The organism is Mycolicibacterium brisbanense, from assembly GCF_001570425.1.
Classification (GTDB): Bacteria; Actinomycetota; Actinomycetes; order Mycobacteriales; family Mycobacteriaceae; genus Mycobacterium; species Mycobacterium brisbanense.
Map to the genome: position 1 here is coordinate 51,891 of NZ_BCSX01000007.1, position 15,852 is coordinate 67,742.

The 15,852-nt window shown below is 65.5% G+C and carries 15 protein-coding genes and 1 pseudogene; 9 read left to right on the forward strand and 7 right to left on the reverse strand.

Annotated elements, in window-relative coordinates:
• Positions 1-46: 46 nt before the first annotated feature.
• A complete protein-coding gene (locus RMCB_RS02685; RefSeq protein ID WP_062827517.1) occupies positions 47-1,210 on the reverse strand; it encodes an acyl-CoA dehydrogenase family protein in 1,164 nt (387 codons plus the stop codon).
• A 55-nt stretch (positions 1,211-1,265) separates the two neighbouring features.
• Between RMCB_RS02685 and RMCB_RS02690 the strand changes: the two genes are divergently transcribed.
• From RMCB_RS02690 to RMCB_RS02715, 6 genes and pseudogenes are all read left to right on the forward strand, one after another.
• The gene (locus tag RMCB_RS02690) at positions 1,266-1,829 is read left to right on the forward strand and encodes a TetR/AcrR family transcriptional regulator (protein ID WP_234791972.1); all 564 of its coding nucleotides are present in this window, start codon (positions 1,266-1,268) and stop codon (positions 1,827-1,829) included.
• A gap of 129 nt (positions 1,830-1,958) precedes the next feature.
• A complete protein-coding gene (locus RMCB_RS02695; RefSeq protein ID WP_062827519.1) occupies positions 1,959-3,353 on the forward strand; it encodes an acyl-CoA dehydrogenase family protein in 1,395 nt (464 codons plus the stop codon).
• Between the two features lie 32 nt (positions 3,354-3,385).
• Entirely contained in the window at positions 3,386-4,015 is a 630-nt protein-coding gene (locus tag RMCB_RS02700) for a VOC family protein (RefSeq protein WP_062827520.1), read from the forward strand.
• A 33-nt stretch (positions 4,016-4,048) separates the two neighbouring features.
• Positions 4,049-4,240 carry a hypothetical protein gene (locus RMCB_RS02705; RefSeq protein ID WP_029372531.1) on the forward strand — a complete coding sequence of 64 codons (192 nt, stop codon included), beginning with the start codon at positions 4,049-4,051 and terminating at the stop codon, positions 4,238-4,240.
• The gene (gene rnhA / locus RMCB_RS02710) at positions 4,237-4,695 is read left to right on the forward strand and encodes a ribonuclease HI (RefSeq protein WP_062827521.1); all 459 of its coding nucleotides are present in this window, start codon (positions 4,237-4,239) and stop codon (positions 4,693-4,695) included. The genes RMCB_RS02705 and rnhA overlap by 4 nt, the downstream gene beginning before the upstream one ends.
• Before the next feature lie 177 nt (positions 4,696-4,872).
• A pseudogene (locus tag RMCB_RS02715) lies at positions 4,873-4,950 on the forward strand (dihydrofolate reductase family protein); the annotation flags it as partial.
• A gap of 17 nt (positions 4,951-4,967) precedes the next feature.
• Here RMCB_RS02715 and RMCB_RS02720 read toward each other — a convergent pair.
• The 6 genes from RMCB_RS02720 to RMCB_RS02745 are packed head-to-tail and all read right to left on the reverse strand — an operon-like array spanning position 4,968 to position 12,443.
• Positions 4,968-7,226, reverse strand: coding sequence for an ATP-dependent DNA ligase (locus tag RMCB_RS02720; protein ID WP_109784156.1), 2,259 nt, complete (start codon positions 7,224-7,226; stop codon positions 4,968-4,970).
• Between the two features lie 9 nt (positions 7,227-7,235).
• On the reverse strand, positions 7,236-8,315 hold the full coding sequence (locus tag RMCB_RS02725) for an ABC transporter ATP-binding protein (protein ID WP_029372528.1): 1,080 nt from the start codon (positions 8,313-8,315) through the stop codon (positions 7,236-7,238).
• Between the two features lie 13 nt (positions 8,316-8,328).
• Positions 8,329-9,195, reverse strand: coding sequence for a carbohydrate ABC transporter permease (locus RMCB_RS02730; protein WP_029372527.1), 867 nt, complete (start codon positions 9,193-9,195; stop codon positions 8,329-8,331).
• Complete coding sequence (locus tag RMCB_RS02735; protein ID WP_062827523.1) at positions 9,195-10,166, reverse strand: carbohydrate ABC transporter permease; 972 nt, start codon at positions 10,164-10,166, stop codon at positions 9,195-9,197. The genes RMCB_RS02730 and RMCB_RS02735 overlap by 1 nt, the downstream gene beginning before the upstream one ends.
• Positions 10,163-11,506, reverse strand: a complete 1,344-nt coding sequence (locus tag RMCB_RS02740; protein WP_062827524.1) for an ABC transporter substrate-binding protein — start codon at positions 11,504-11,506, stop codon at positions 10,163-10,165. The genes RMCB_RS02735 and RMCB_RS02740 overlap by 4 nt, the downstream gene beginning before the upstream one ends.
• Before the next feature lie 7 nt (positions 11,507-11,513).
• The gene (locus tag RMCB_RS02745) at positions 11,514-12,443 is read right to left on the reverse strand and encodes a sugar-binding transcriptional regulator (protein ID WP_029372524.1); all 930 of its coding nucleotides are present in this window, start codon (positions 12,441-12,443) and stop codon (positions 11,514-11,516) included.
• A gap of 66 nt (positions 12,444-12,509) precedes the next feature.
• Between RMCB_RS02745 and RMCB_RS02750 the strand changes: the two genes are divergently transcribed.
• Genes RMCB_RS02750 through ku form a run of 3 tightly spaced genes read left to right on the forward strand, consistent with a single transcriptional unit; the run spans position 12,510 to position 15,835 of the window.
• Positions 12,510-13,931 carry a mannitol dehydrogenase family protein gene (locus RMCB_RS02750; RefSeq protein ID WP_036425583.1) on the forward strand — a complete coding sequence of 474 codons (1,422 nt, stop codon included), beginning with the start codon at positions 12,510-12,512 and terminating at the stop codon, positions 13,929-13,931.
• Positions 13,928-14,842, forward strand: a complete 915-nt coding sequence (locus tag RMCB_RS02755) for a carbohydrate kinase family protein (RefSeq protein WP_062827525.1) — start codon at positions 13,928-13,930, stop codon at positions 14,840-14,842. Before RMCB_RS02750 ends, RMCB_RS02755 begins: the two co-directional genes overlap by 4 nt.
• A 54-nt stretch (positions 14,843-14,896) precedes the next feature.
• On the forward strand, positions 14,897-15,835 hold the full coding sequence (gene ku / locus RMCB_RS02760; protein WP_062827526.1) for a non-homologous end joining protein Ku: 939 nt from the start codon (positions 14,897-14,899) through the stop codon (positions 15,833-15,835).
• The last annotated feature ends 17 nt before the right edge of the window (positions 15,836-15,852 follow it).

Genomic DNA, 15,852 nt, shown 5'->3' on the forward strand with positions numbered 1-15,852 from the left:
GTCACACTTCGTGCGTGCCCGCGGTGGGCGCGGCCGTGCACCTGCGTCACAGCGCTCGGCTGATGATCTCCTTCATGATCTCGCTGGTGCCGCCGTAGATCTTGTTGACGCGCGCGGCCGCGTAGGCCCGCGCGATGGGGTACTCCATCATGTAGCCGTATCCCCCGAAGAACTGCACACATCGATCGACGACGGCGACGCCCTTGTCGGCGGCCACCAGCTTGGCCATCGAGGCCAGCGCGGGGTCGATGGTGCCGTCGATGAGCTGCTGCACGCAGTAGTCGACGGTGGTCTTGATGGACAGCACCTCGGCTTTCAGCTCGGCGAGCTCGAATCGGGTGTGCTGGAACTTGATCAGCTCGCGCCCGAAGGCTTCGCGCTGCTTGGTGTATTTGATCGCCTCCAGGACAGCGGCTTCGGCCATGCCCGCGCAGATCGATGCGATCACGAGCCGCTCGCGCGCCAGCTGCTCCATCAATTGATAGAACCCCAGCCCTTCCTGGGCCCCGAGCAGGTTGGCGGCAGGCACCCGCATGTCGGTGAAGAACAGCTCACGGGTGTCCTGACCGTGCTGTCCAACTTTCTCCAGCACCCGCCCACGTTCGAAACCCTGTAGCGCATCATTGGTTTCGGCGACGATCAGCGATACGCCCGCCGCTCCCGCGGTCGGGTCGGTCTTGGCGACGATCACCAGAAGATCGCAGTGAGACCCGTTGGAGATGAACGTCTTCGACCCGTTGATGACGTAATCGTCGCCGTCGCGAACAGCGGTCGTGCGCACCGCCTGCAGGTCTGACCCGGTGCCCGGCTCCGTCATGGCGATGGCGAGCACCAACTCGCCGCTGATGACCTTGGGCAGCCACCGCCGCTTCTGCTCGTCATTGCCGTAGGTGTTGAGGTAGTGCGCGACGATCGGCGAGTGCACCGACCAACCCGAGGCCGAATCATGGGCCAGCGCAAGCTCTTCGGCGACGATGGCCGAGTAGCCGAAGTCGCCTCCGGTGCCCCCGTACTCCTCGGGCAGGTCCAGGCCGAGCAGACCGGCGTCGCCGAGCTTGGTCCAGAACTCCCGGTCGACCTGATGGTTGCGGGCCCACCGCTCCTGATTGGGCGTGGCCTCCTTGCGCAGAAACTCCGCGGCGTGCCTGCGCAGCTCACGGTGTTGGTCACTTTCCCAGGTGGCGCGGTAGCCAGGAAACAGTTCCGACATGCCGCAGACGATACACTTGTATCGTTTACTGGTCGACTGTATGGGGCGTGGGCTGATGAACGACGAGGACCTGACCGCCAAGGCCCGAATTCGCAACACCGCACTCGAGCTGTACGCACGACACGGCGAGGACCGAATATCGTTGCGCACCATCGCCGCCGAGGCCGGTGTCACCCTCGGCCTGGTGCAGCACCATTTCAAGACCAAGGCCGGATTGCGCGATGCCGTCGATCAGCTCGTGGCCGACCACTTCGCATCGACGCTGGCGCAGGTGCCCGCCAACGCTACCGTGGCGGTCCGCGACGAGGCCGTCCGCCAGATGCTGCGCGACAACCCAGCGGTGGTGAACTACGTGCGCCGCGCCCTCCTCGACCCGTCGGCCGAACGGCTACACCTGCTCGACGTGCTGGTCGAACTCACCCAGCGGGAGGTCGGCAAGCTGCGCACCTCCGGGCGGGCATCGGTCAAACGCCGCGAATCCGCCCAGGTGGTCACCGTGCTGGTACGGCAGATGGGCGAGCTGCTGCTACAGCCGATGGTCGACGCGATCTGGGCACGCGTCGCCGCACCGGGCACCGAGCCCAAACCGCGGCTGCGGGTGAGCGTCGACGACGCCTGAGCCGGCCACGCTCATGCGACCTCGCCGCGAGGTCGTCACATCCGCAACACCAGCCCCGGACAGCATCACGGCCGTCCCGAATCGGACAGCTCGCGCATTTTTTCCGCCGCAGTAGGGTACCCCCTCGCCGTGGCATTCGACCTCACCCCGACCGCGGCCCAGCATGACCTGGCCCGCCGCACGCACGAGTTCGCCGAGCAGGTCGTGCGCCCGGTCGCCGCCGACTACGACCAACGTCAGGAGTTCCCCTGGCCGGTTCTGGAAGAAGCAGCGGCCCAAGGCTTCTACAGCCCGCTGTTCTACCGTGACCTGATCGGCGATCCGACCGGGCTGTCCCTGCCGATGTTCATGGAGGAGTTGTTCTGGGGTTGCGCAGGCATCGGCCTCGCCGTCGTCATGCCCGCACTGGCGCTGTCGGCGATCGGCCAGGCCGCCTCGCCCGAACAGATGCTCAAGTGGGCGCCCGAATGTTTCGGCAGCCCGGGCGATCTGAAGCTCGCGGCGCTGGCCATATCCGAACCCGAAGGTGGCAGCGACGTGCGCAATCTCCGCACGTATGCCGTCCGTAGCGGCCCGGGGCCCGACGCCGACTGGATCATCAACGGTCACAAGATGTGGATCGGCAACGGTGGCATCGCCAACGTGCATGTGGTCAACGCCGTCGTCGACAAGGAGCTCGGCCACAAGGGCCAGGCGCTGTTCATCGTGGAAGGCGGCACACCGGGACTGGAAATGGTGCGCAAACTCGACAAGCTCGGCTGTCGCGCCTCGCACACCGCAGAACTGAGGTTCAACGACGTCCGGGTCCCGGCCGAGAATCTGCTCGGCGGCCACGAGAAACTCGAGTACAAGCTGGCACGAGCTCGCGAAGCTGTCGAAGGCGCGAGGCATTCGGGCTCGGCAACGCTGGGCACCTTCGAGCAGACCCGACCGATGGTCGCCGCGCAGGCGCTCGGAATTGCCAGGGCCGCACTGGAATACGTCACCGAATACGCGAACCGCCGGGAAGCGTTCGGCGCGCCCATCATCGACAACCAGGGCATCGCGTTCCCGCTCGCCGACCTGGCCACGCAGATCGATGCCGCGCGACTGCTCACGTGGCGGGCGTCCTGGATGGCGGCCACCGGGGTGCCGTTCGACCGCGGCGAGGGCTCGATGTCGAAACTGGCCGCCAGCGAGGTGGCGGTCCGCACCACGGAGCGGGCCATCCAGACCATGGGCGGCTGGGGCTACATCAGCGATCACCCCGTCGAGAAGTGGTACCGGGATGCCAAGCTGTACACCATCTTTGAAGGCACCAGCGAGATCCAGCGCGTCGTCATCTCCCATGCGCTGGGCGCCGCCGACGGTAAACCACCCCTGCACGTCGATTTGGAACCATCAGGCGGCCCGTTGAACCGGTGGTTCGGCCGCGGTACGCCGCTGCGGACCCGCGCGGCCGATGCCGCGCTCTCGTCCAAAGACCGGGTGCCGGAACCGATCATGCGTTTGGCGATGAAAGTCCTGCAGCCGCCGCGCAAGTGATCGCCGGCGGAGCGACGTAAGCTGGGCCCGCCATGAGCATCACCGTCGACGAAATTCAGATCGCCGATCCCGCGGACGCGTGGGCCCGCGCCGGATTCAGTGTTGACTCCGATTCGGTGTGTCGTATCGGCGGTGTCCGTATCCGACTCGGAGCCTGCGACCGAGGCAGCGGCATCGTCGGGTGGTCGTTGCGCGGCCTGCCGCCGGCATTTCCCGATGATCTCGACGGGATTCCGACGAAGCCGTCGACCGCTGCCGCCGCCGAGCCTGCCACGCACCCGAACGGAGTCACCGGCATCGACCACATCGTGGTGCTCTCCCCCGGCTTGGACCGCACAGTGGAATCGCTCGCCGACATCGGCGTGCACCCGCGCCGGGAACGCGACGGCGAACTCGGCGGGCAACCCATTCGGCAGATCTTCTTCCGGTTCGGGGAGGTGATCATCGAGGTGGTCGGATCGCGCGAGACGGTATCCGACGGGCCATCGACGCTGTGGGGTATCACGTACGTCGTGGCGGACATCGATGCGACGGCCGGGTTCTTCGGCGACCTCACGGGTCCGGTGAAAGCCGCGGTCCAGCCGGGACGCCGCATCACCACGCTGCGGCACCGAGATCTCGGGATGTCGGTTCGGACGGCGGTGATCTCGGCGCGTCCGTGATGCGGTTGTCGCCGCAATGCCTATCCTCAGGCCATGACCGAGCCTGCCGACCGTGGCCCCGCCTTCGACGGCATCCGGATCGGCAGGCCCGCGACGGGCGCGCTCATCGATGCGGGTTACCGCGAACTTTCCGATCTGCCCGCAGATCTCGACGGCCTGCTCGCCTTGCACGGCGTCGGCCCGAGAGCCGTGCGGCTGCTGCGCGAGGCCTTGGAGAACCGATGAGCGACAACGTCGTCGTGATACATACCGACGGTGGGTGCCGCCCGAATCCCGGCCCCGGCGGCTGGGGTGCCGTGCTGCGTCACCGCGAACACGTCCGCGAAATGTTCGGCGGGGAACCGGGAGTCACCAGTAACAATCGGATGGAACTGACGGCGCCGATCATGGCGCTCGAGGCCCTCACCCGACCTGTGGTGGTGCACCTGTATACCGACAGCACCTATGTACGCAACGGCATCACGAAGTGGGTGCTCGGTTGGGAACGCAACGGCTGGCTGACCGCGGCGAAGCTTCCGGTGAAGAACGTCGACCTCTGGCAGCGGCTGCAGGCCGCCTGTGCACTGCACCAGGTCGAGTGGTTCTGGGTGAAGGGCCATGCGGGTATCGCCGACAACGAGTTGGCCGACCAGCTGGCGACCCGGGGTTTGGAGGAAGCTGTCGGCGCTGCCGTCAGCTGACGGTCTGCGTTAACAATCACCGCCGCGCCGAAACTCACACCAGGGACAAATGAGTCGCGGAATTTGTCCCTGACGTCAGTCTCGGTGACTCGACACCGAGATCGCCTCGCCCCCGCGATGAATTTTGCCTTGCGGTGCAGTCTGAACTGCGTGGGCAAACTCATCTATGGCTTCAACGTGTCGCTGCGACTGTTGGAGAACCGCACCTTCCCGGGCGGTACGGTCCTGCTGCGCTACGCGGCGAAACACGACTGATCACCGCAGAGACGCGATCACTCCCACACCACGTCGTCGGGCGTCTTGTCCGGGCGCAGGCCCCGCCAGCTGGGCTGACGCAGCCGCTTGTCGGACGTGCGTTCGCTGTAGCGCACCTCGCCGACCAACTCCGGCCGCACGAACGTCACCCCCCGCGCGTCAAGGGTGGGAAGTGGTGCATTGAACGGTGATTCGTCGGTATGCAGCGGAGCCAGCAGCTTCTTCAGCTTGCCCAGTTCCTTTTCGGTGAAGCCCGTGCCGACCCGGCCGGCGAAGTGCAGCCCACCCTCATCCGGAATTCCGAGCATCAACGCACCGATACCGCTGCTGCGCCCACCCTCGCCCTGACGCCAGCCGCCGATCACCACCTCCTGGGTATTCCAGAACTTGTCCTTGATCCACGACGCCGACCGCCGACCAGGTTGATACGTGGCATCACGCTTCTTGGCGACCACGCCCTCGAACCGCTGCTCGCGCGCATGGTTGATGGCCTCGGGACCGTCACCGGGCAACAGCGGCGGCACGATCAGCGCGCCACCGGCGGCCAGCGCCTCCAAAACCCGACGCCGATCGACATACTTGACCCGCAACAACGACCGGCCGTCGAGCAGCAGGATGTCGAACGCCCAGAACTCGACCCGAGTAGATCTCGCCCGGTTCTGCATCTCACCGAAACTCGGTACGCCTGCCTCGTCGAGCGCGACGACTTCGCCGTCGAGAATCACGTGGTGGTCGGCGAGATCGGCGGCAAGCGCCTGTAGTTGCGGATACTCACCGGTGACATCACGCCCCCTGCGTGAGCGCAACTGCAGCTTGCCGTGGTCTGCGTCGACCAGCAGCCGGTAGCCGTCCCACTTGCCTTCGAATGCCCACTGGGATTCCTTGAGTTTGGCGACGGACCCTTCGGTGGCCAGCATCGGCGCGAAGTCCTGCAGTTGCACGCGCGGCTGATCCTTCATCCGGTGCGCGAGCCAGTTCTTGCCTTCGGTCTGGATGAGGGCGTACCGGCCGTCGATACGGTTGCCGCGCAGTGTGAAGATGACCTCGCCGTTCTTGTCCTCGGGATCGTCTGTGACGCGGAACTTCTCGGCCTCGTAGGTGCCGGTGTCCCAGATGATCATGTTGCCCGCGCCGTACTCCCCTTTCGGGATGGTGCCGTGGAAGTCCAGATACTCGATGGGATGGTCTTCGGTGTGCACCGCGAGGTGATTGACCGACGTGGTCTCGGGCAGGTTCTTGGGGACAGCCCAGCTCACCAGCACGCCGTCGCGTTCCAGCCGCAGGTCGTAGTGCAGGCGGCGGGCGTGGTGTTCCTGGATCACGAACCGGTCGTCGTTGCCCGACGGGACAACGCTTTTGGGTACGGGCTCCGGCGTCTTCGCGGCATCGCGCATACTGCGGTAGGTGGTGAGCTTGTCGGCCACGGGGGCGTCGTGGTCAAGCCCGGCGAGCAGGTCACCGTCCCGCGAAACCCTTTGCAGCACTTCATCGAACCGCAGATGTTGCAAATCCGGATCACCGACCTCCTCCCAGGTGCGAGGCGCGGCGACCGTCGGATACTCCCGGCCCCGCAACGAGTACGGGGCGATGGTGGTCTTGGCCGCGTTGTTCTGGCTCCAGTCCAGGAATACCTTGCCTGCCCGCAGGCTCTTGGTCATGGTGGCCGTCACCTGTTGCGGCATGGCGTGCTCCAGCTGCTGGGCGACCCGCCGCGCGAGCACAGACGCCCCGTGGGAGCTGACCGGATCGGCAAGCGGCACATACAGATGCAGGCCCTTGCTGCCGCTGGTCAACGGGTACGTCGTCAAACCGATGTCACTCATCAGCTCACGCACCGCATGGGCCACCTCGCACAGCTGCGGCATGGTGACGCCCGCGCCGGGGTCGAGGTCGAAGACGATCCGCGTCGCGGGCCCCATCTCGCCGTGGTCGAATCGCCATTGCGGGACATGCACTTCCAACGCGGCCTGCTGTGCGATCCAGGCCAGCCCCTCACGCGTGTCGATGACCGGGTAGGTCGTCGTTCCCGACTTGTGCACGATGGTGCCGCGTGCCAACCAGTCCGGGGCCGACGACGCGAGTTGCTTCTCGAAGAACGACGCTTCGTCCACCCCATTTGGCCAGCGCTTGCGGGTCACCGGCCGGCCCGCCATGTGCGGCAACATGACCTCGGCGATGCTGAGGTAGTAGTCGAACACCTCGGCTTTGGTGGTTCCGGTGGCGGGATAGAGCACCTTGTCGGGGTTCGTCAGCCGAACCCGTTCGTAGCGCTCCATCACCCCAGGCTAGATGCGCGCGCCTGTCTCCGGGTGGAACAGGTGCACGACACCTTCGGGGTGCTTGCGCAGCCGCACCGTCTGGGCCAGCTTCGGCGCGGTACGCGGGTTGCACCGAGCGACCAGCTCCACACCGGAGCCCGAGCCCGCATGGGTGTAGACATAGGCCTCGCTGCCGAGATCCTCGACCAGATCGACCACCACCTCGATGCCGCCCGAGTCCACGATCTCCAGCTGCTCGGGCCGGATGCCGATGGTGACCTCGGAGAGCCCGTTCAACCGGGTCAGCTGTTCACGCTCCAGCTCCAGTGTCGAGTTCTCGCCCACCCGCACACCGTCTGCGACGACGGGAAGCTTGACCAGGTTCATCGCGGGCGATCCGATGAATCCGGCGACGAACTCGTTGACCGGCTTGTCGTAGAGCTCCGACGGTGAGGCGAACTGCTGCAGTTTGCCGTTGCGCAGCACCGCAACCCGGTCCCCCATCGTCATCGCCTCCACCTGATCGTGGGTGACGTAGACAGTGGTGGTGCCCAACCGGCGCTGGAGCGCGGCGATCTGGGTGCGGGTCTGTACCCGCAACTTGGCATCCAGGTTCGAAAGCGGCTCGTCCATGCAGAACACCTGCGGCTCACGCACGATGGCTCGGCCCATCGCGACGCGCTGACGCTGGCCGCCGGACAGCTTGGCGGGCTTGCGGTCCAGGAATGGCTCCAGGTCAAGCAGTTTGGCGGCTTCCTCAACCTTGCGGCGCCGCTCGTCGGCGGGTACGCCACGCAGTTTGAGGGCGAAGCCCATGTTCTCGGCGACGGTCTTGGTCGGGTACAACGCGTAGTTCTGGAACACCATCGCGATGTCGCGGTCCTTGGACGGCACCCCGGTCATGTCCTTGCCGCCGATCTCGATGGCGCCCTCGTCGATGTCCTCGAGGCCGGCCAGCATCCGCAGCGCGGTGCTCTTCCCGGATCCGGACGGGCCGACCAGCACCACGAATTCACCGTCGGCGATGTCGAGGTTGAGCGAGTCGACCGCGAGCTTGTCCGAGCCCTCGTAGATGCACGAGGCGTTGCGGTAAGTGATTGCAGCCATTTGTTCTAACTCCCTACTTGATGGCACCGAAGGACAGACCACGAACCAGTTTGTTCTGCGCGACCCAGCCCGCGAGAACCACCGGAAGCGCGGCCATCGTCGCCGCCGCGCACAGCTTGGCCCAGTACAGGCCTTCACCCGCGATGAAGCCGACCAGGAAAACGGGCATGGTCTGGGCTTGCACCGCAGTGAGATTCACCGCGAAGAAGAACTCGTTCCAGGCGAAGATCACGCAGATCAGCGCCGTGGCCGCGATCCCTGGTGACACGAGTGGCAGGATCACCTCGCGCACCGAGCGCCACGTGCTCGCGCCGTCGAGGCTCGCGGCCTCCAGGAGCTCCCCGGGCACCTCCAGGAAGAACGACCGCATCATCCACACCGCGATCGGCAGGTTCATCGAGGTGTACAGGATGATCAGCGCCCAGATGTTGTCCAGCAGACCGATGTTCGACACGATGACGTACAGCGGGATGATCGCCGCGACGATCGGCAGCATCTTGGTGCTCATGAAGAAGAACAGCGCGTCCTGTGTCTTGCGCACCGGCTTCAGAGAGAGCGCGAAGGCGGCCGGGATACCCAGGGCCAGCACCAGGACCGTGGACACCGTGGTGGCGTACAGCGAGTTCAGCAGGCTGGTCCCGACGCCGTTGGCGAACACCGCCTTGAACTCGTCGAGGGTCGGCACGAAGAAGATCTTCGGCGTCGTGGTGTAGGCGTCGACCTCCTGTTTGAAGGCGGTCAGCACCATCCAGAACACCGGGAAAAAGAACCCGAGGCCGACGATCCAGGCCACCACGCCCCACGGATCGAACTTGCGCCGCTTGACTTTTCCGTTGTTGTCGGCCGTTTCCGGCGTCGCGCTCGTCGTGACGGTACTCATCAGGCCGCCTCCTCCTTGCCCGTGAACGATTTGAAGATCAATCGCAGTGCGAAGCTCGCGATGATCATCGTGAAGATCACGACGATCACGCCCATCGCAGCGGCCTGGCCGATGTCGAAGCCCAGGAAGGCGCGCTGGTAGATGTAGAACGGCAGGTTCGCGCTCGCGGTACCCGGCCCGCCCTGGGTCATCATGTAGATCTGGTCGAAGGTGTTGACCAGGTAGATCGCCCCGAGCACCGTGCCCAGCTCGATGAACCGCCGAAGGTGCGGCAGGGTGAGCTCACGGAACAGCTGGAACGCACCGGCGCCGTCAACCCGGCCTGCTTCGAGGATGTCGCGGGGCATGGACTGCAGGCCCGCGAGGATCAGCAGCATCATGAACGGGGTCCACTGCCACACCAGCGCGATGATGATCGAGGTCAGCGGGAACTGGCTGACCCAGTCGACGTGTTTGAGGCCCAGCGGGGACAGCACCCAGTTGATGATGCCGAACACCGGGTCGAGCATCGCGGTCTTCCACATCAGCGCTCCCGCAACGGGTGTCACGAGGAACGGGGTGATGAGCAGCGTGCGGACGATACCGCGGCCGAGGAACACCCGATCGAGCAGCAGCGCCAGGACCAGCCCGATGATCACCGACAGCAGCACGGTCGCCACGATGATGACCACCGTGTTGATCGCGACCTGCCAGAAGGTTCCGTCCTTGACGACGTCGAGGTAGTTCTGCAGCCCGACGAAGTGCCGGGAGCCGGGCCGAACCAGGTTCCACGACAGGGTCGAGTAGTACAGCGTGAACAGGAACGGGATCTGGGTGACGATGATCATGAAGATCAGCGCAGGCAGCAGGGGCCCGCGGCGGCGCCAGCCTTCGGCCCGGGACACCCCCGGATCCTGCTTCTGTTTGATCCGTGCGACGTGCTCGGCCTCGGTCAGCGCGTCGGCTTCGGCCGGTAACTGACTGGTTGTCATGGCTTCTCCTGGTAGGTCTTGCCGACGACCTCTGCGTATTTCTGCGACTGCTCCAGCGCATCGGCGACGGACTTCTGCCCGGCGATCGCCGCGCTGATCTGCTGGCTCACCCGGGTTCCGAGGTCCTGAAATTCCGGGATGGCCAGGAACTGCACGCCGGTGTACGGCACCGGTTGCACCGTCGGCTTGGCGGGGGTGGCACCCTCGATCGAGTCGAGCGTCACCTGACCGAATGCCTTTGCCGCTTCTTGATATTGGGGAATCTGGTAGGTCGACAGCCGACTGCCCGGTGGCACCCGCGCCCACCCCAGTTGCTCACCGACCAGCTTGATGTAGTTCTGGTCAGTCATCCAGGAGATGAACTTCCATGCGGCGTCTGGCTTGTCGCTGCTCTTGGGGATTCCCAGCGCCCACGTGTAGAGCCATCCGGAGTTGGGCTTCTCGACCGTCGGCGCCATGGCGTAGCCGACCTTGCCGACCACCTTCGACGACGCGGGATCCTCCAGCACCGAGACCGCCGATGTCGCGTCGTACCACATGGCGGCCCGACCTTGTGCGAACTGCGTCGCGCATTCACCGAAACCGCTTGTCGCGGCGCCGGGTTCGCCGTGGTTGCGGACCAGGTCGACGTAGAAGTTGACGGCCTTCTCCACCTCGGGGCTGGTGAGCTGGGCGTTCCATTTCTCGTCGTACCAGCGCCCGCCGAAAGTGTTGATCACGGTGTCCAGCGGGGCCAGCACCTCACCCCAGCCGGGCTTGCCCCGCAGGCAGATGCCGACCATGTCCTGGCTGTCGAGTTTGGCCGCGGCGTCGGCGACCTGCTGCCACGTCGGGTTGTGCGGCATCTCGATACCGGCCTGCTCGAACAGGTCCTTGCGGTACATCAGGAACGAGGACTCGCCGTAGAACGGCACCGCGTACATGTTGCCCTTGTAGGACAGTGATTCCCGCAGCGACGGGATGAAGTCGTTCTCGTCATAGCCCGGCGTGTTGCGCGCGTAGTCGGAAAGGTTGACCAGCCAGCCGTTTTCGGCCCATTGCGGAGCCTCGTAGTTGCTGATCATCACGACGTCGAATTCCCCGCCGCCCATCGCCGTCGACGCGGTGATCTTGGCCCGCGCCTGGTTCTCCGACAGGGTGACGAACCTGAGTTTGATATCCGGGTTGGCGGCCTCGAACCGGTTCGCCAGCGAGCGGGCGTCGGTCATCTGCGAGTTCGACACCATCGCGATGGTCACGGTCTGATCGGTGGCGCCGAGCGAGCCCGCCCCGGCACAACCGGCCGTCAGGGCCAGGCCGGCCGCCGCGACGACCGCGGCCAGCTTTCTTGCGAATCTCATGACAACCTCATTTCTGCGCCAACAACCAACGGGCGCAATCGATATCGCATACCAACAGCCGGGCCAGCTTGCCCCGCAGAGCACCGAGGATGGCCTGATACTTACCGGCGCCGCCGGAGACCAGAATGGTTTTCTCACACGTGCGGATGTCTTCCAGCGGCACCGACATCGCCCGCTGCTGCAGCTCATGGTGAACGGGTTCGCCATGGGCGTTGAAGAAGCGACCGCCAATCTCACCGACGGCGCCCTGGGAGACGAGCTCGTCGAGCATCCGGATATCCAGGAAGCTGCCTTCGAACAGCGTCGTGGAGGTCGATACCGCCCCCACCCCGAACAGCATGGTGTCGGCGCGCCGTCCGGCGTCCAGCGTGCGCGAGATGACCGAATCTCCGCGCATCGAAACCACGGTCGCCGGGTCGGCATAGAGCGGGGCAGGCAGCCGGAAGGTCTCGGCGCGCAGAGTGTCGGCGCACCGCGTGAGGATCTGCTCGGTGCCGGTCTGATACGCGGCGGTGGACATGGCGCCGTCGAGTTGGACCACCGCACGGCAACTTGCCACACCGGGCACCAGCGCGGTCGCGACACTGACCTGCTCCGGGCCCCATGTAAACCCGAGTACGTCGTCGGCGGCGATGCGCCGCATCAGCAACGCGGCGCCGGCCCGCCCGGCATTGGCTGCCACGACCGCTTCGGTGAGGCCGAAGCGCCGTTCGAGTTCCCGTTCCTCGTCGGCGTGGAGGTCATCGCTGATGCCGGGAGGAACCACCACCTCCACGCGCACAAGGCCGTTGGCCTTGGCCTTGGCGACCAGGCGCCCGGCGGTGGGCCGGGAGACCCCGAGCCGGGCCGCGATCTCGGCCTGGGTGAGGCCGTCGAGGTAATACAGCGAGGCCGCACGCAGAGCGAGTCGCAGATCCTCTGGTGTCGGTGCGGACACTGGACCCCACTTCCCGATACAGTGAGCAAATGCTCACGGGTGCGAGTAGATGCTCATCACGCTAACATGACAGATGTGACGCACACAACATCCGCTACGCAAAAGCCCACTGCGGCGCGCCCGAACTACAACCGCGACCAGGTCCAGGTCGGCATCGTGCACTTCGGCGTCGGCGGGTTCCATCGCGCGCATCAGGCGATGTACATCGACCGGCTGCTGCAGAAGGGCCTGGCCACCGAGTGGGGCATCTGCGGTGTCGGGGTATTGCCGTCGGACCGGAAGATGGCCAACGTCATGGCTGCCCAGGACGGGCTGTACACCCTGATGCTGGTGCACCCCGACGGCACCCGCGAGGCACGCGTGATCGGGTCCATCGTCGACTACCGGTATGCCCCCGACGATCCCGAGGGCGTCGTCGAACTCCTGGCCAGCCCCTCCACCCGGATCATCTCGTTGACCATCACCGAGGGTGGCTACAATCTCGACTCCGTGTCCCCCGATGAGGTCAACGTGTTCGGACTGGTGACCGACGCGCTGGCGCTGCGGCGCGACCGTGGCATCGCGGCACCGACCATCGTGTCCTGCGACAACATCGAGGGCAACGGCGACATGGCGCGGCGCACATTCACCACCTACGCCGATCGGGTGTCTCCGGGCCTCGGCGAGTGGATCGACACCCATGCGCGATTCCCCAATTCGATGGTGGACCGCATCACCCCGGTCACCACGCCGGACGTGATCGAGACGGTGCACTCGGAGTTCGGCATCACCGATCAGTGGCCCGTGGTGGCAGAACCGTTCACGTCCTGGGTATTGGAGGATTCGTTCTCCGACGGCCGCCCCCCGCTGGAGGAGGCCGGCGTGCTCATGGTCGACGACGTGAGGCCCTACGAGCTGATGAAGCTGCGGCTGCTCAATGCCGGGCATCAAGCGTTGTGCTACTTCGGCTACCTCGCCGGCTACCGCTTGGTGCACGACGCCGCAGCCGATCCGTTGTTCGCCGAATTCCTGCTCGACTACATGGATTCCGAAGGCACCCCGACGCTTGAGCCCGTGCCGGGCATCGATCTGGACGACTACAAGCGCACGCTGATCGAGCGTTTCGCCAACCCGGGTGTCCGCGACACCATCGTGCGGCTGTGCTTCGGCTCGTCGGACCGGATCCCGAAGTGGCTGCTGCCGGTGATCCGGGAGAACCTCAGGACCGGTGCGCCGATTCGTCTCTCGGCGGCCGTGGTGGCCAGTTGGGCCCGCTACGCCGAGGGCGTCGACGAGCAAGGCGAACCGATCAACGTCGAAGACGCCCTGGCGGAGACACTCGTACCGTTGGCCCGCTCGCAGCGCGAGAACCCGACAGCCTTCATCGAGTACACCCCCCTGTTCGGCGACCTCGCGACCGAACCCCGGTTCGTCGAGGCCTATCTGTGGGCGCTGGATTCGCTGCATCGCGTCGGCGCCCGAGCCACTTTGGAGGCACTGCGATCATGAACCGCGCTCTGGTCATCGGTGAGGCGCTGGTGGACATCGTCAAACGCGGCGGCGCCATCACCAGCGAGCATGTCGGCGGCAGCCCACTCAACGTGGCGCTCGGGCTGGCCCGGCTGGGCCGCGATGTCGACTTCCTGACGCACATCGCCGACGACCCTCACGGCAGGCGCATCGCCGAGTACGCCAAAGCCGTTGGGGTCGACCTTGTTTCGGGCAGCATGAGCGCCAAACGCACGCCCACCGCGCAGGTCACCCTCAAGAACGGCTCGCCGAGCTATACCTTCGACTTGGAGTGGCAACTCTCCGGCACACCCGAAGTAGGCCCCCCGCTGGTCGCGCATACCGGCTCCATCGCCACGGTGCTTGAGCCCGGGTGCCGCGCGGTGGCCGCACTGCTCGACGCGTACCACCTGTCGGCCACCATCACGTTCGATCCGAACGTGCGACCGGCCTTGATCACCGACGACGACGCGGCCCGCGGCCGGATCGAACGCCTCGTGGAACACGCCGACATCGTCAAGGTCAGCGACGAGGATCTGCGGTGGATCGACAAGCGGAGCTCCCCGGAGAAGATCGCCCGCACCTGGTTGGCCATGGGTCCCTCGATCGTCGCGGTGACCGTGGGCTCGGAAGGTGCGTTCGCGCTGTGCGCTGCCGGAATGGTCAGGGTGCCCGCCCGCTCGGTCGAGGTGGTGGACACCGTGGGAGCCGGCGACGCGTTCATGGCCGGCTTGATCGACGCCCTGTGGGATCAGGGTCTGCTGGGCGCCGACAAGCGCCGCGAACTGCGTGCCATCAGCTGCGATGCACTGGAAGACGCCGTCGTCCGGGCCTCGCGGGCGGCGGCCTGGACGGTCGCCCGAGCAGGCGCCGACCTGCCCGATCGCAACGCGTTGGCACATCCCGGCTAGACGCTGAGCCTTTGGTTCTTCGCGCATGCGCTCATCACCGGCCATACTGGGCAAATGCGATCCATCTGGAAGGGTTCGATCGCCTTCGGCCTGGTGAACGTACCGGTCAAGGTCTACAGCGCGACCGAGGACCACGACATCAAGTTCCATCAGGTGCACGCCAAGGACAACGGGCGCATCCGATACAAGCGGGTATGCGAGGTGTGCGGCGAGGTCGTCGAATTCCGGGACATCAACAAGGCCTATGAATCCGACGACGGGCAAATGGTGGTGATCACCGACGAGGACATCGCCACCCTGCCCGAGGAACGCAGCCGCGAGATCGAAGTGGTCGAGTTCATCCCGGCCGAACAGCTCGATCCACTGATGTACGACAAGAGCTATTTCCTGGAGCCCGATTCCAAGTCGTCCAAGTCCTACGTGCTGCTGGCCAAGACCCTCGCCGAGACCGAGCGCGTGGCCATCGTGCACTTCTCGCTGCGCAACAAGACCCGGCTCGCGGCATTGCGGGTCAAGGATTTCTCCAAGCGCAACGTGATGGTGATCCACACCCTGCTGTGGCCCGACGAGATCCGCGACCCCGATTTCCCGGTGCTGGACAAGGAAGTCGAGATCAAGCCGGCCGAACTGAAGATGGCAGGTCAGGTGGTGGAGTCGATGACCGACGACTTCCATCCCGATCAATTCCGCGATGACTACCAGGCCCAGCTCTACGAGCTGGTGCAGGCGAAACTCGAAGGCGGCGAAGCATTCTCGGTCGAGGAGCAGCCGGCAGATCTCGATGAGACCGAGGACGTCTCCGATCTGCTCGCCAAGCTCGAAGCCTCGGTGAAGGCCCGCAAGGGCGGCGGCTCGGCCAAGTCGGACAAGGACTCCGATGAGGACTCCGACAAGGACTCCGATGACGAAGAGGCCAAGCCGGCCAAGAAGGCACCGGCGAAAAAGGCCGCCGCCAAAAAGGCTCCAGCGAAGAAGGCCGCCGCGAAGAAGTAAGTAGGGTAGTCGCCTAC

What these genes read in the sequence shown, in the direction of transcription:
- rnhA (WP_062827521.1), top strand. Translation starts at nt 4,237, where the DNA reads ATGAGCGACAACGTCGTCGTGATACATACCGACGGTGGGTGCCGCCCG.
- RMCB_RS02755 (WP_062827525.1), top strand. Translation starts at nt 13,928, where the DNA reads ATGAACCGCGCTCTGGTCATCGGTGAGGCGCTGGTGGACATCGTCAAA.
- RMCB_RS02690 (WP_234791972.1), top strand. Translation starts at nt 1,266, where the DNA reads ATGAACGACGAGGACCTGACCGCCAAGGCCCGAATTCGCAACACCGCA.
- RMCB_RS02725 (WP_029372528.1), bottom strand. Translation starts at nt 8,315, where the DNA reads ATGGCTGCAATCACTTACCGCAACGCCTCGTGCATCTACGAGGGCTCG.
- ku (WP_062827526.1), top strand. Translation starts at nt 14,897, where the DNA reads ATGCGATCCATCTGGAAGGGTTCGATCGCCTTCGGCCTGGTGAACGTA.
- RMCB_RS02750 (WP_036425583.1), top strand. Translation starts at nt 12,510, where the DNA reads ATGACAGATGTGACGCACACAACATCCGCTACGCAAAAGCCCACTGCG.
- RMCB_RS02700 (WP_062827520.1), top strand. Translation starts at nt 3,386, where the DNA reads ATGAGCATCACCGTCGACGAAATTCAGATCGCCGATCCCGCGGACGCG.
- RMCB_RS02730 (WP_029372527.1), bottom strand. Translation starts at nt 9,195, where the DNA reads ATGAGTACCGTCACGACGAGCGCGACGCCGGAAACGGCCGACAACAAC.
- RMCB_RS02685 (WP_062827517.1), bottom strand. Translation starts at nt 1,210, where the DNA reads ATGTCGGAACTGTTTCCTGGCTACCGCGCCACCTGGGAAAGTGACCAA.
- RMCB_RS02740 (WP_062827524.1), bottom strand. Translation starts at nt 11,506, where the DNA reads ATGAGATTCGCAAGAAAGCTGGCCGCGGTCGTCGCGGCGGCCGGCCTG.
- RMCB_RS02735 (WP_062827523.1), bottom strand. Translation starts at nt 10,166, where the DNA reads ATGACAACCAGTCAGTTACCGGCCGAAGCCGACGCGCTGACCGAGGCC.
- RMCB_RS02705 (WP_029372531.1), top strand. Translation starts at nt 4,049, where the DNA reads ATGACCGAGCCTGCCGACCGTGGCCCCGCCTTCGACGGCATCCGGATC.
- RMCB_RS02720 (WP_109784156.1), bottom strand. Translation starts at nt 7,226, where the DNA reads ATGGAGCGCTACGAACGGGTTCGGCTGACGAACCCCGACAAGGTGCTC.